This is a genomic window from Corynebacterium anserum (assembly GCF_014262665.1).
In the GTDB taxonomy this organism is placed as follows: domain Bacteria; phylum Actinomycetota; class Actinomycetes; order Mycobacteriales; family Mycobacteriaceae; genus Corynebacterium; species Corynebacterium anserum.
Genome location: NZ_CP046883.1, coordinates 650,286 through 664,716, shown reverse-complemented (window position 1 = coordinate 664,716; position 14,431 = coordinate 650,286). Strand labels below are relative to the sequence as shown.

Here is a 14,431-nt window from a genome sequence, read left to right as displayed (position 1 = left end):
CTCGGTAATTTACTTAATACCGCCGACCTTCAGGACGGTTAGGTCCTGACGGTGGCCGTAACGGCGCTTGTAACCGGTCTTGTTGCGGTAGTGCATGCCGTTGATTTTAGGGCCGCGGACGTGCTCAACGATCTCAGCGTTAACAGTGATGTTGGCAAGCTTGTCACCGGTGGTGACATCTGCGCCGTCGACGACGAGAACCGGGGTGAGAGCCACGGATTTACCCGGCTCACCCTCGATCTTCTCGACCTTGACGAGGTCACCTTCGGCAACCTTGTACTGCTTGCCGCCGGTCTTGACGATCGCGTACATGGTAGGGCTACCCCTTTATTTCTCTCTTCGACTCAGGCCACACACACCGCATCGACGCTGGCATGCAACGTGTACGTCCTGACTGGACAATTCGGTCTTTCACTGTGTTCTTTACACCTGTAGCCGCATGACGACTGCGTGAAGTTGATCTTCAGCGGTATCGTCTGCGCTTGTGATACGAAAGCCCTCAGCGGGTTTTCCTCCGCGCACACAGACGCGGTTCACTGGCGTTTTGAACAGCGACTGCTCAAGACTACCCGTTCATCTTGGTTTTTCCAAAATCTCACGGACAGAATTCACAGCCGCTCACATGCGTCACACTAGTTCTCGTTGACACGACGGACAACGCGCCTCACGCGGCGTTTCCCTCCTTGTGCCTGCGCCTGCGTTTTTCTTTCGGTCGACGCAGTGCGCTCGCCGGAAGAACGCCTCACACTGCGCCTGCGAGCTGTCCGCATCGGCCGGCGCGAAGACTTCTTGCCATCGGAGTCCTCCGCCGCTACCCCAGTGGCGAAGTCCTCCGGCCGCGGCGGAATATCAGATCGCGAATTGCCTCGTGTATTTCGCTTTCGGCGCGGAGAGGAATCGAACTCACGTTGAGCTTCGTCGAAACTCCGCGTGTTCTCGTGGGTAAGAACACTCACGTGATCCTGGGCAGAGCCGTTGACTTCGTTCTCGTCAGGGCGCGTCATGGATGGCTGATCCACCACCCGACGCGCTGAACGCACGACACGACGCATACGGCGGCGTCCTTGCTTCTCTATGCCATCTGTACGCCCGTGATCTCGATCGTCATGGCGAACCTGTTGTTGATCACTCTCACGCCTGGACTCCACGCGGCGGGCGGCAGCACGGTCTGCGGAAGTGGACGATTTCTTAGACCTTGTGCCACGAGATCCACTGGATGTCTCGATGGTTGGGACGTTGTGGCGTCGAACCACACGGCGTACACGGCGCCGAGGGTGAGCCACAGCGCGCTCATCTTGGGTGACATTCTGCGGCGTCTCGCTCGGCTTTGCGTGAGCCTCTTCCTCTGGCACATCTTCCGGGGTAGACGCTGCGTGTACTGTCTGAACAGCCTCCGCAGACGCACGACGCGCCTGAGCTTCCTCCCGCAGCCGTTGTTCTCGACGCAACTGCTGCCGCACCTTGCGGTTGCCATGATCACGACGTTCAAAGTCCTTATCGCTGCCATGATCCTCAACTGGATCAGCGTGAATAATGACCCCGCGACCGCCGCAGTGCTCGCAAACTGTAGAAAACGTCTCCAGAAGACCTGTGCCCAAACGTTTACGAGTCATTTGAACCAGTCCCAACGACGTCACTTCGGACACCTTGTGACGGGTGCGATCACGTCCTAAGAACTCGGTAAGACGTCGTAGAACCAAATCTTGGTTCTCTTCCAGAACCATATCGATGAAGTCCACCACGATCATGCCGCCCAGATCTCGAAGGCGCATCTGACGAACAATCTCTTCAGCCGCCTCTAAGTTGTTTTGTGTGACGGTCTCTTCGAGATTGCCACCGGAACCGATAAATGACCCCGTGTTCACATCGATAACGGTCATGGCCTCAGTGTGGTCAAATACCAAATGACCACCAGATGGCAACCACACTTTACGGCTTAACGCCTTAGCCAGCTGCTCGTCTAAGTTCATCGCAGCAAACACGTCTTGGCCGCCGTTGCGCTGCGGATGCCACTTCACCACGCGGTCTTTCAGATCAGGCGCCATTCTGCCTACATAGTCACGCACGGTCGACCAAGACTGCTCACCTTCTACGATGAGCTCGGTGAAATCTTCATTGAAGATATCGCGGACTACCTTGACCAGCATATTCGGCTCTTCGTAGAGGGCGATGGGCTTTGCGCCTTTGCGACTGCGCGCGTGTGTTTCTTCCTTCGCTACGCTTTCCCAGATGCGATGTAGGCGCTCAACATCTTCTCGAATGCGCTCTTCCTCCACATTCTCGGCAGCGGTACGAATGATCGCTCCACCCTCACCGGGGACTACTCGGGTGAGAATTTCCTTGAGACGCTTCCGCTCACCTTCAGGGAGTTTGCGTGAGATGCCCGCCGTTGTTCCACCTGGGAAGTACACCAGGTAGCGGCCAGCGAAACTGATTCTCCCTGTGAGACGCGCACCTTTATGTCCCAATGGATCCTTGATGACTTGAACCATGATCTGGTCGCCGGCTTTCAAGGCCTGGTCAATGCGACGCGTTTTGGTGTGCAGGTGTGGCGAATGCCAATTCATCTCACCCGCGTAGAGCACCGCATTCCGACCTGTACCGATATCAATGAATGCAGCTTCCATGCTGCCCAACACGTTTTGAACCGTACCCAAGTAGATATTGCCAACGATAGAGCTTTGGGTCTCGGAAGCAACGAAGTGCTCCACCAGCATTCCGTCTTCCACCACACCGACCTGTGTGGTGAGACCTGCCTTGTCGGTGCGTTCAGAGTCACGAACCACCATCTTGCGTTCGACAGACTCGCGACGAGCGAGGAACTCACTACGGCTCACGATATGGCGTGGTTCGCGACGGTTCTCCTGGCGCCATTTGCGGCGGGATTCTAGCCGGGTGCTGCCCTTCACGCGCACCGGCTCGTCGACAATATCGGCCTCGTCCCGCTCGGCAGGGTGTAGCTTTTCTGGTTTTATTTCCTCAGCGTGTGTTTTCCTTTCCTCTTCGTCACTGTATGTTTTCTTATCCTCCTCGTTATCCTGCTCACCAGCGAGGGGAGCCTCGATTTGTTCCTGTTTGCCGGTGGTTCTTGTTCCCCGGCGCCCACGGCTGCGACGACGACGGCGTGAACGCCGCGCGCTGTTGGAACGGCTCTCTTCTTTGTCAGATTCCGTGTCGGACTGTGGTGTGTCCTCACGTTGAGAAGTAGCGTCCTGATCGGAGAGAGAATCGATATGCCCTGGTGCTGTCTCCTTGGCGTGTTCCTCGGACTTCTCTTGAGCCAGCTGTTCGCTGGCACCATATCGGCGCACGACCCGCCGCACACGGCGCCGAGTCGTCTTTTCCTTCGGCTCCTCCTGTACATCAGAGTGGTGTTGTTCAGCATCATCAGTTTGGGACTTAACCGCTAATGCTTTTTGACCGGAATCCTTATCCTCTGATGCCTGCTCGACCGCGTCCTTATAGCTCTTATCGGCGGAGGTTTTCTCGACCGCCTCCTTATCGTTCTTATCCGCAGGGGTTTTCTCAACCGCGTCCTTATAGCTCTTATCGGCGGAGGTTTTCTCGGCGGCATTCTTATCTGCAGGGCTATCAGGTTCAGCCGATGCTTCTGGGGACTGCACAGCCTCTACGGTGTTACCCGAAGTCTTCTTACGAGTAGTCCGCTTAACAGTTTTTTTCGCGCGTTGACGTGCAGGTTTTCCCTCTACAGTGACGTTGTCAGCCTGCTGTGCGCTGCTCTCTTCTGTCACCGGAGCCGTCGGCTCTGCGGTCTGATTAGAGGTTTTCTTCGCAGTCTTTTTCGTCGTCTCCGCGGTCTTCTCAGTCTTTTTCGCAACCGCCTTCTTCGCGGTTTTCTTCGCAGTCTTTTTCGTGGTGTTCTTCGCGGTTTTCTTACCGCTCTTGTTCACGGTTGTCTGGGTGGATGCCAAGGCATCGAGCACTGCACCAACTTGCTGTTTAGTCACGGTGGATGCTGGACGCTTCCCCTCAATGCTGTGTTCGGCGAGGATAGTCAGCAGTTCTGCGCTGCTCACGCCGAGCATCTTGGCTAGTGCGTGAACTCGAGTTTTCTCCCCCAGTTGGTCTCTATCAATTTGTGCGGCCTGTGCCGACAGTTCCTGGCTGGAAATAGCCACGATTCTCCTTTGTGCGCTGGTACGCCCCTGAAGCCACCGAGGGACTGAAGAGTCGCAGGATGCGCCATGCGTCTGCCTAGGTTCGGCGTCGGTGAAACCAAGCGCCTAGCTCCTACGCGAGCGTCGCACCCGATCGCCTCTCCGCGGGCGACCGCTGCAAAATGTTAAAAGTACAGGTAGGTCTGGTAAAACGGATGCCTCATCATCGTTGTGGGCCGTCCGTCCGCAACCATTGTCGCATACTCCCCTATAGATAGTGTGAATCGACGGTAGACGGCTCATTGATTTCTTCTCTGCACTGCCCCTAACGTGACGTGCCCCTAACGTGACGGGTCTCAATCACTGTTATCCGCTCGTCCGCTATTCGATCGTGTTCCCTAAACATCCCTCAAACATCCCTCATTTTCGGACCGTCAGCAACGGTGATCACGCTGAGGCAAGCAGTGTGTCATTCGAGATGCCCCGCTACCCATTGAGAGCCTGAAACAGCTTTTTATTCGCTTTATGTAGTCCTTTGAAAGCCGTGAACTGCCGATCATAAACGCTCTTATTAGCCCGGTTCGGTTCAAAACTTGCCGCAACTTTAACAAGGTCTTTTGCCTGATCGACGCCAGAAATCATGCCTTCGCCCACCGCGACCAATAACGCTGCCCCAACCGCTCCAACGTCTTGGGGGTGGTCTACCACGTCGACGGGTCGTTGGGTCACATCAGCTAGGATCTGACTGGTGACATCGGACAGCGCTCCACCGCCGACAAAACGCAGACGTGAGGAAGTACTCACTCGCTTTTCTTGCGTCTCCAGGAACCAGCGCATGTGGAAGCAGACCCCCTCGACCACCGCACGCAACAGCTCGGTCTTGCCGGTATCGAGAGAAATATTCAGAAACAAAGCCCGAGCCAACGGATCTTCAAACGGAGAACGGTTACCGTGCAGCCACGGAGCGAACAACACGCCCCCCGCTCCCGGCTCAGCCCGCCCAATGACCTCAGAAAGGTAATCATAAAGCGAGCTATGAATGCTTTCTTCAGACTCTGTGACATCACTCTTTTCGAGGAAAACATTGATCTCATCGAGCGCCAAATGATCACGCACCCACTCCAAACACTTCCCCGCTGTCTCTAGCTCTGCAAAGTAGTTGTATCGCTGCGGATCCGCGCCAACAATCGCGGCAATCATTGACGCGATATCGACAGTCTGCTTGTCAGTGACAGTAGATACCCAACCTGAGGTTCCCATATACACATGCGTGTCCCCCAGCGCCGTCGCACCCGCACCCACACCGATTAGAGACGCATCCCCTCCTCCCGCGTAGACAGGAGTTCCCACCGGCAGCCCAAGTTCCGCCGCGGGCTTCGCCAACAAGCCACCCACAACATCAGAGGAGTTAATGATGCGTGGCATATGCCGAGGCTCCACTCCCAACAGCTTCATCGTGAGTTCATCGAAACGTGGCCTATCTGCCCGAATATCGTACAGTAGCGTAGCGAAAGCGCTATCTTGGCTCATGATGAATTTGCCGGTCATACGTGCTATCACCGCCTCTTTGACATCGAGCCACTTATAGCCACGCTGGAATTCCTCCGGACAGTGTTGGCGCAACCAGTGATACTTCCATACTGGGTCTTTTACACTCGCGGCCACGGCACCGGTGCGTCGCAAAGTTCGCAATGCTGTCACCGCATTAACACCCGCTATGCGCGGACCTCTTCCCACCTGCTTTTTCATTTCAGCAGATGCCCGCTGATCCATGTAACTAAAAGCGTTATGTACCGGAACCCCATCGCGGTCGACCATGACCATAGCCTGCATCTGTGCACAGAACGTTATTCCAGAAAGGTCGCCCATCGCCTCCGGGTGCCGCCTACGCAACAGCCGAGTTAGTTCCACGATGGCAGCCCACCAGTCATTTGGATCCTGCTCAGCGCCACCACCAGGGAGAATATGTAATTCGTACGTCGACGTCTCAGAATCCAATTTGGTCACAGTATCTTGAATGCGGAAAAGGCAGGCCTTAACCCCAGTGGTTCCAATATCGAAGGCCAGAGCGTGAATCACTTTATTATCTCCTGGTTACGCCCGCATAAGTTACGCCTGCAAAGCGGAGGTAATGAGCTGCATCGAGCGGTCTAACAACGCCTCGTCAGAGTCGTCGATCCCCTCGAAATACATAGAACGTCGTTGCTCAAAATAGTCGCTGGCGAAGGAATATTGGAGCATTATGAAAATATTATCGAGATGAAAAGCCAGCATTTCCGCTGGGATATCCGTACGGAGATCACCTTCCTTCTGGCCTCTCTTCATTAATTCGACATACGCACCGGATGTGAACTGCTCCAGCTTGAAAGCGACCTTCGCACTTTCTTCCCGGTCTCCCGGTCCCGTCATCAGCTGGTAGAACTGTACGGATTCACGCTCCGCACGAGAAGATTGCGCAATGAGTTCCAGGATAGAGTGGATGATCTCCAAGACCGGAGCATCACTGGCCAGCACCTCACTCACCATCTGTTCGATGAGGGCACTACCGCGCCCGGTGATATGGAGGAAAAGATCCTGCTTGGTCTCAAAATAAGCAAATAGAGCACCCACGCTGATACCAGCGGCTGCGGCAATATCGTTAGTATTCGCGTTTTCATAACCCTTCGACGCGAATTCGGCAGTAGCTGCACGCTCAATACGCTCGCGTTTTTCATCCGAAAGGTTGAGGAATCGTTGCGTAGCAGGTGAGGTCATGTCTTTTCTTCTCCAAAAAACTGGTGTGAGATTTCCAGTCTAGACTCGAAAGCCTATCCCCTCGCGAACAGTCGGTGATAGTGTGGACAGTAGACAGTGAGTAGCTACTCATCTTTATACATCACAACACGCCAGGAAGAAGCTCCCGTCATGGACATCAATCGGCCAGGAACTCAACAGATCACCAAAGAACTGGACGACCTCATTAAACGTCCCATCCACTCCATCGATCCCGACGTCTTGGCTCGTTACGAGTCTGAATATTTCGACGCACAATGCACACGATCCAAGGAGCTCTTTCACGATGCCCAAGAAGTTATCCCGGGAGGTGTGCAACACAACCTTGCATTTAATCACCCCTTCCCTTTAACCTTCACGCGAGCTGAAGGTGCCAAACTATACGACGCCGATGGCAACGAATATTTGGACTTCCTCCAAGCCGGCGGCCCCACGGTTCTGGGTTCTAATCCCCCAGAAATCCGAGAGAAAATTGAGGAAGTACTGGATAATTCAGGTCCTTCCACTGGCCTATTGCACGAATTTGAGGTCAAAATTAGCCGCCTCGTTGCAGACCTCGTGCCCAGCGTCGAGCAACTTCGCATGTTCAATTCCGGCTCTGAAGCCTGCTCGGTAGCAGCCCGTATTGCACGTCTAGCCACTGGCCACAAACACATCCTCAAGATGGGTGGGGCCTACCACGGGTGGAGTGACCAGCTTGCCTACGGCATCCGTATTCCGGGTTCTAAGTTCACCCAAGCTAAAGGCATACCACTCACGACCTTCACATTCACCGATGAGTTTTTCCCCGGCAGCCTCGAATCACTGGAAAAGAAGCTCAAAGCAAAGCGGCTCACCGGAGGAACCGCAGCTATCTTCATCGAACCCGTGGGACCTGAATCCGGTACCCGCCCTATCAGCCACGAGTTCATTCTCGGCGCGCGAGAACTCGCTGACAAATACGGCGCACTCCTCATTTTCGACGAGGTAGTGACCGCCTTCCGTCTGTCTGAGCACGGCGTGCAATACCTCTATGGGGTGACACCTGACCTCACTATCTTCGGCAAAGTGATCGCTGGTGGTTACCCTGGCGCCGGTGGTATCGGTGGACCGAAGAAATACATGCAGTATCTTTCTGCAGGCATTCACGCGGATTCGAAGGTCAAGAAAGCTCTGGCTGGCGGCACGATGGCCGGAACTCCTCTGTCGGCAGCCGCGGGCTACTACACGCTCAAAGCCATCGCAGAAACCGGAGCGTGCCAGAAAGCATCCGACATGGGTGACCGTCTCACCGATGGCCTGCGGGAGATCATTCAGCGGCGTCGCCTCCCCTTCGTGGCATTTAATCAGGGCTCCATCTGCCACTTGGAAACCGTGGGAACCATGCACTTCAGCATCGATTGGTCCAAGCCGTGGACAATTCCACACGTCATTAAGGAAACCGGCAAGCGCAAGACGGAAATGGAGCACATGGGCGCGGCATATATGGCCGAGGGGATCGTGACGCTTGCGGGCTCCCGGCTCTACACCTCCGCTGCTTATACGCCCGACCTCATCGACGACGCTCTCCGTCGCTTCGACAAGATTTTTGATTCGGTGGTGACCCTGTAGACCATGAAAGATCCTCGTTTTAGTCAGCGTTCTGCCGTGGTAGATCTCTCCCGAGACCTCCTCCACGAAGGGCTCGTGGTACGCACGTGGGGCAATGTTTCCCACCGCACCTCAGGCCATGAGTTCGTCATTACCCCTTCGGGGCGTAGCTACGACACAATGATCGAATCTGACCTCGCCGTTATTAGCGCAGCCGGTGAAGCGTCTGGGCCTTTCAAGCCCTCCAGTGAATACCCAATGCACAAGCTGTGCTACGAACATCGCCCCGGAGCTAACTGTGTGGTTCACACTCACCAGCGCTACGCATCGGCGTTGAGTCAGCTCGGACAGCCGTTAGAGCTCACGCGGCACGAGGCCCAAGCCATCGGGCAGTCTCATATCCAGATCTCCCCGTATGGCTTACCGTCCACCAAGAAATTGCATTTCGGTGTGAAGGAAACTCTGCGCCATAATCCCGGCGACAATGTTGTCCTGCTGGAGGCTCACGGCGTATTTCTGTGCGGTGATACCGCAGAGCACGCCCTTCAATTAGCTCGCGATGTAGAATCAGCCGCTACTCGCATCTACAAGGAAGTCACCGGCTCGACCCTGGTTGATCCCGATGTGCCGCAGGATCGCATCGTGCGCAGTGAACGTGACAATCCCCACGCTCCTATTTGCTTCTTCAACGCTGCTGGCGAAGAAGCCACGGCATCAGTTCCCGCTGAGGTTCGCGCACGTCACGAGGCGATCTATTCTCAACGCAAGAAGGCCTGCGCCATTCGAGTGTGCTGGGATTCCGAGGTGGAGGCTCTCAAGAGTCAGATCAGCGGCGGCACTCCTTTGCGCCCTTATCTTGATGACTTCGCCCAGATTGTCGGCACTAAAGCACATGCCTCGGCACGGGCCAACGTGGTCTTTCGCGATGGCGAGGCACTGTGCATAGGGTCTGATCCGGCCGACGCCACCGCTGTCGAGTCTGTGCTCATGAAGAATGCCCGGGCAGCTCGCGTGGCACAGGTAGCTGGCCGCTCACCCATCGCCAACTGGGAATGCCATTTGATGAACGCCATTTATCGGGCCACGTACTCCAAGCAGGCGTAGTGGCGCTTTCCAGAAGGCATGAGCACTTGAGCTACGGTCGAGCCCCAAGCTGTTGAGAAAACAACAGGGGGCTCAGCCCCCCTGTTAGATGGGCAGCACCCAGGGTGATTAGTACAGGCAGCGCCCGGACTGATTAGCAACAACGAGAACCTGGGTTCGCCTCTTGCGCCTGATAACGCTCCCGCCAATATTGTTTTTTGGACGGAATCTCACAGCCTGGATGATGGGACTGCATGTGAGCCACGTACTTCTCGTAATCGTGGTCGCCCACGAGCTCACCCATGTACCACCAGATATTGCGGATGATCTTGACTGGCCATTCTAAAACTGAAGACATCTAATGCCCCTTGTGAATTTTCGGCTCACGCTCAGCCCATGCTTTCACCAAGGGCTTTTCGATATCTGTTGCAAATACTCCGGTGGGGGCAAAGTAAGCAGACGGGGTAAATGGTTCTTCGGAGGTAGTAACCTCCTGCCCCGCTGATTGGGCTCGCAACGCCTTCACAATAGCGATCACACAGGTGACCACAACGATGAGTACCAAAAGTGCATAGAAGATGGATAGCGACCCTTGAACTGCGGTATTGCGGATCACCGCTGCGATTTCCTCAGCACTCTTAGCAGTACCGAACTTGGTGAGACCTTGCGCTTGTGCGTCCTTAAACGCAGCATGTTGTGCCCAGTAACCGATGGCTGGCACATCGCTGAAGATCTTCTGCCACGAGGCGTACATGGTAATTACCACATCCCAGACCAGAGGAATTCCCGGAATCCAGGCGTACTTGGCGTAACCCTTCTTCACGACCACCACGGTAATAAGCGCCAAAGCGATAGCTGCAAGCAGCTGGTTGGCGATACCGAACAGGGGGAAGAGCATATTGATTCCACCCAGAGGATCGGTAACACCCATCAGCAGGATAGAGCCCCAACCACCGCACACGATGATCGTGGCGATCCACGAGCCAAGCTTCCAATGCGGGTTCTTGAACTTGCTCAGGCCGGGGAGGGAACCCACCGTGTCCGAAATGATAAATCGAGCTACGCGCGTACCGGCGTCAATGGTGGTGAGGATGAACAATGCCTCGAACATGATGGCAAAGTGGTACCAAAATGCTTGCAAACCTGGGTTGCCGAAAATATCGGTAAGAATATCAGACATTCCAAAGGCGAACGTTGGCGCGCCGCCCGTACGGGAAACGATGGATGGTTCTCCAATAGCGTGAGCAGCCGCCTGCAGTTGTTCAGCAGTGATGCCGTCACCTGGAATATTGAGCCCATTGACGTAGTGAGATGCGCTCTCTGGGGTGCCGCCCGTAACGGATGCGGGGGCATTCATCGCAAAGTAGAGATGGCGATCCAAAATGATTGCGGCAACCAATGCGGTCATGGCGACGAAGGATTCGATGAGCATGGATCCGTAGCCGATCATGCGCATCTGGGATTCCTTTTCCACCAGTTTTGGTGTGGTTCCTGAGGAGACCAATGCGTGGAAACCAGAAAGAGCCCCACACGCAATAGTGATAAAGAGGAACGGGAAAAGGTTACCGGCAAAGACCGGACCCGTGCCATCCTTAGCAAACTCGGTCACGGCCGGCATTTGCACCACCGGGCGGCTCACCACGATACCTAGAGCCAGCAGGAATACCACGCCCACCTTCATGAAGGTGGAAAGGTAGTCACGAGGCGCCAGGAGTAGCCACACAGGCAAAATAGCTGCGACCACGCCGTAGATGATTAGACACCAGCTCAGGGCTGTTTTAGATAGCGTGAAGGTCTCAGCTCCCCAGGTGGTATCTGCCACGTAGCCACCGCCGATGATGGCTGCCAACAGTAAAACCACGCCAATCGCTGATACCTCAGCAACCGCACCAGGGCGTATGTAGCGAAGGTACACACCCATAAACAAGGCAATGGGGATGGTCATCGCTAGTGAGAAGACACCCCAAGGGGATTCCGCTAGAGCATTAACCACCACAAGTGCCAGAACAGCAATGAGCAATAGCATGATCGTTGCAATGGCGAACATACCTACGTAGCCGCCCACGGGCCCCACCTCGTCACGCAACATTTGACCGAGGGAGCGACCACGGCGGCGAGTAGAGATCCATAGGGTCAGGTAATCCTGTACAGCACCGGCCAAAATTACTCCGACGATGATCCATAGGGTGGATGGTAAGTACCCCATCTGAGCTGCCATGATCGGGCCTACCAGTGGCCCTGCTCCGGCGATGGCTGCGAAATGGTGCCCGAAGAGAACACGCCGGTCAGTCGGCATAAAGTCCTTGCCGTCGTTGTCATATTCCGCCGGAGTCGCACGGTCAGCGCGAGGCTTCACCACTTTCATCTCGATGAAGCGCGCATAGGTAGTGAACGCTATGAAATAGGAGCCGACGGCAGCGAACACCAACCACATAGCGTTGATCTGTTCACCACGGTTGAATGCCACCACTGCCCACCCAGCAGCGGCCATGATGGCAAAAACGCCCATAACGATGCGTGCCTTGACAGACAGGCCGCGCTTGTCTTCGACACCGACTGGCAGATCGGTGGCGTCGCTGTAGACATAGGTCACCCCTTCCGGGGTGTCGGGCAGATTCCCGACCGACTGTTCCTTAATGGTCATAAACTCTCTTCTCTCCACTTGCTCGTCGACCGAACCAAGCTCCGGTTGACTCTGCTTCCCCTGAGGATAGGAAGTTGCGCGGCTTGCTCGGTACGGAATGACAAGAATTCTGCCACAGTAAAGACGCAAATCCCACATTGTGAAATCGTGACCCTAACCCGCTGCTTATACCCCCTTCTTATAGCCGGTTCAATCTCACTATCTAAGATGGAAAAGCCTTTTTTCTTCCCGACACCACCCACGCCCTCCTTTTACTGTCCTACGCATAACAAAACGAGAGCATCGACACCCACCCCATCACACACCATCTGCCTCAAAGGGCACTTCGGAGGAGCACTCCTGCATTGAACAGAAAATGTCGCACCTCATCCGCTCACAATCACCCTGAAAAGACAGACGTGCAAGAAGGACTCCACACACCGCTAGTCAAGGTCACATCGAGCGCTCATGAACGGTTGCGCCAACCCCATGCATGCCATCCCCAGGGCTGGGTATGCGAGTAACCCCGGAGAAAAAATAACCGGCAAGTTTCGCTGCTGATCCAGCATCGATAGGCAGAAAATAGCAGCGGCTAATCCCAGAATGCCCAGCGTCGATTTCATTCGATCCGACACCTTGCGGAAGGTCGCCGTAAATAGCGAACCAAAAACTAGCCCCAAACCAGCCGTGTAGAGCATTTCCGCCACAGCAATAAACACTATTGCGCTTTCGTTAGCCTCGAGGGTTCCACCTAATACAAACGAGACAATCACCATGATCACCCCAGCCACGGCCATGATGAGAAGCTTCGTAGATAACTTCACGAATCAACCTCCTGCATTGAAGTGAGACCCGACAGCCCAGATTTTCACCAGTGATTTCTGTGACGTAAATCCTACAGCGCGAAATCACCTCCCAGGCTCCGACCGTCACCCAGGTCACGACCAGGTCAACCATCGCACGCAACATCCAACGCACTACACCCGGACTCATCCATCACACGCAGCATTCATGCCACCTCCCCCCATTAACACAGGTAACACTAACTAAGGGTACGCTTTCCTTATTCACAACTGAAATAGGGTCGCGATCATCTCTTCAGCACGATCCGACACAAGAAATCATCTGACGCTTTCAAGAACTGTCATACAAGGAAAACACCATGACCTCCACTCTGCGTACGGCCGCACTAGCCTGTGGCCTGATATCTACGATGCTGCTCTCCGCCTGTGGCGAGTCCGAACCAGTTCCGGCTATTGATGCACCTTCTTCCTCCGCTGCGTCGGCCCCTGCTGCCACACCCGAGGGCACCACACACTACCCACTCACCGTGGACAACTGTGGGAAAGAGTTTACATTCGATAAGGCTCCAGAACGCGTCGTTTCTTTAGACCAAGGCATGACCGAAATCATGCTGTCGCTCGGGCTCCAAGATCGCATGGTCGGCACCGCGTCGTGGACAGATCCAGTCCTTCCTCAATTGGAGCAAGCCAATGCACAAGTTGAACGCCTCAGTGATAACGCTCCCACCTACGAAGCAGTTATGGACAAAGACCCCGATTTCGTAGTAGCTTCTTTCGGCCGACACTATAAACAAGAAGGTGGTGTGGCCACCCGTGAGCGCTTCGGCGAAACAGATATTCCAGCCGTCTTGTCGTACACCGACTGTGAAGGTCCGCTCATGATTAATGGCGGAGGTACCCGCACACGGTCTTTGACTGCTGACAAAATCTATAAGGATGTTGAAGTCATCGCCCAGATTTTTGACGTACAAGAACGCGGACAACGCCTCATCGATGACTTGAAGAAGCGTGTAGATAGAGCTCATTCCGCTATCCATTCTCACGGAGAAAGCGTTGGCTATTGGTTCGCGGACACCAAAACCCCTTACTTTGCTGGCGGCTACGGTTTCGGAAACGTCCTCTCTGAGAATTCGGGCATGAAGAATATCTTTGCCGATGAAAAAGATGATTGGATCGCCTCGACGTGGGAAAACGTTCTTGACAAAAACCCGGACATACTGGTGCTGGGCGATCTCGAACGCAACCGTTTTCCAGGCGACAAACTGGCAGATAAAAAGGAGTTTCTGTCTACCGATCCAGTAGCTAGCCAAATGAATGCGGTCAAAGAACACAAGTACATTGCCTTGCACGGCGCGGAACTGAATCCTTCTATCCGCTTTGCAGACGCTTTAGAAAAGATCGCAACATATCTTGACCAGCACTGATTCTATGTTCACAACCGCATCCAGACCACCTCGTGGCCG

The 14,431-nt window shown here is 54.8% G+C and carries 10 protein-coding genes; 3 read left to right on the top strand and 7 right to left on the bottom strand.

The window, feature by feature from the left end:
- Positions 1 to 9: 9 nt before the first annotated feature.
- The 4 genes from rplU to GP473_RS02710 form a co-directional block, all read right to left on the bottom strand.
- Positions 10 to 312: a 50S ribosomal protein L21 gene (rplU, locus tag GP473_RS02725; protein WP_186277093.1), complete on the bottom strand. Its 303-nt coding sequence runs from the start codon at positions 310 to 312 to the stop codon at positions 10 to 12.
- A gap of 320 nt (positions 313 to 632) precedes the next feature.
- Positions 633 to 4,139, bottom strand: a complete 3,507-nt coding sequence (locus GP473_RS02720) for a translation initiation factor IF-2 N-terminal domain-containing protein (protein WP_246394877.1) — start codon at positions 4,137 to 4,139, stop codon at positions 633 to 635.
- Between the two features lie 465 nt (positions 4,140 to 4,604).
- Positions 4,605 to 6,197, bottom strand: a complete 1,593-nt coding sequence (locus GP473_RS02715) for a xylulokinase (protein WP_222104967.1) — start codon at positions 6,195 to 6,197, stop codon at positions 4,605 to 4,607.
- A 30-nt stretch (positions 6,198 to 6,227) separates the two neighbouring features.
- Positions 6,228 to 6,872: a TetR/AcrR family transcriptional regulator gene (locus GP473_RS02710; protein WP_186277092.1), complete on the bottom strand. Its 645-nt coding sequence runs from the start codon at positions 6,870 to 6,872 to the stop codon at positions 6,228 to 6,230.
- Positions 6,873 to 6,968: 96 nt separating this feature from the next.
- Between GP473_RS02710 and GP473_RS02705 the strand changes: the two genes are divergently transcribed.
- Both GP473_RS02705 and GP473_RS02700 read left to right on the top strand, forming a co-directional pair.
- Positions 6,969 to 8,480: an aspartate aminotransferase family protein gene (locus tag GP473_RS02705; RefSeq protein ID WP_222104966.1), complete on the top strand. Its 1,512-nt coding sequence runs from the start codon at positions 6,969 to 6,971 to the stop codon at positions 8,478 to 8,480.
- Positions 8,481 to 8,483: 3 nt separating this feature from the next.
- The gene (locus GP473_RS02700) at positions 8,484 to 9,563 is read left to right on the top strand and encodes a class II aldolase/adducin family protein (RefSeq protein ID WP_186277091.1); all 1,080 of its coding nucleotides are present in this window, start codon (positions 8,484 to 8,486) and stop codon (positions 9,561 to 9,563) included.
- Between the two features lie 133 nt (positions 9,564 to 9,696).
- On the opposite strand, the gene GP473_RS02695 is transcribed toward GP473_RS02700, so the two are convergent.
- The 3 genes from GP473_RS02695 to GP473_RS02685 form a co-directional block, all read right to left on the bottom strand.
- The gene (locus tag GP473_RS02695) at positions 9,697 to 9,900 is read right to left on the bottom strand and encodes a YbdD/YjiX family protein (RefSeq protein WP_185769282.1); all 204 of its coding nucleotides are present in this window, start codon (positions 9,898 to 9,900) and stop codon (positions 9,697 to 9,699) included.
- Positions 9,901 to 12,186, bottom strand: a complete 2,286-nt coding sequence (locus GP473_RS02690) for a carbon starvation CstA family protein (protein WP_186277090.1) — start codon at positions 12,184 to 12,186, stop codon at positions 9,901 to 9,903.
- A gap of 422 nt (positions 12,187 to 12,608) precedes the next feature.
- Positions 12,609 to 12,989 carry a hypothetical protein gene (locus GP473_RS02685; RefSeq protein WP_185769280.1) on the bottom strand — a complete coding sequence of 127 codons (381 nt, stop codon included), beginning with the start codon at positions 12,987 to 12,989 and terminating at the stop codon, positions 12,609 to 12,611.
- Between the two features lie 338 nt (positions 12,990 to 13,327).
- Between GP473_RS02685 and GP473_RS02680 the strand changes: the two genes are divergently transcribed.
- Entirely contained in the window at positions 13,328 to 14,392 is a 1,065-nt protein-coding gene (locus GP473_RS02680) for an ABC transporter substrate-binding protein (protein ID WP_222104965.1), read from the top strand.
- Positions 14,393 to 14,431 lie beyond the last annotated feature (39 nt).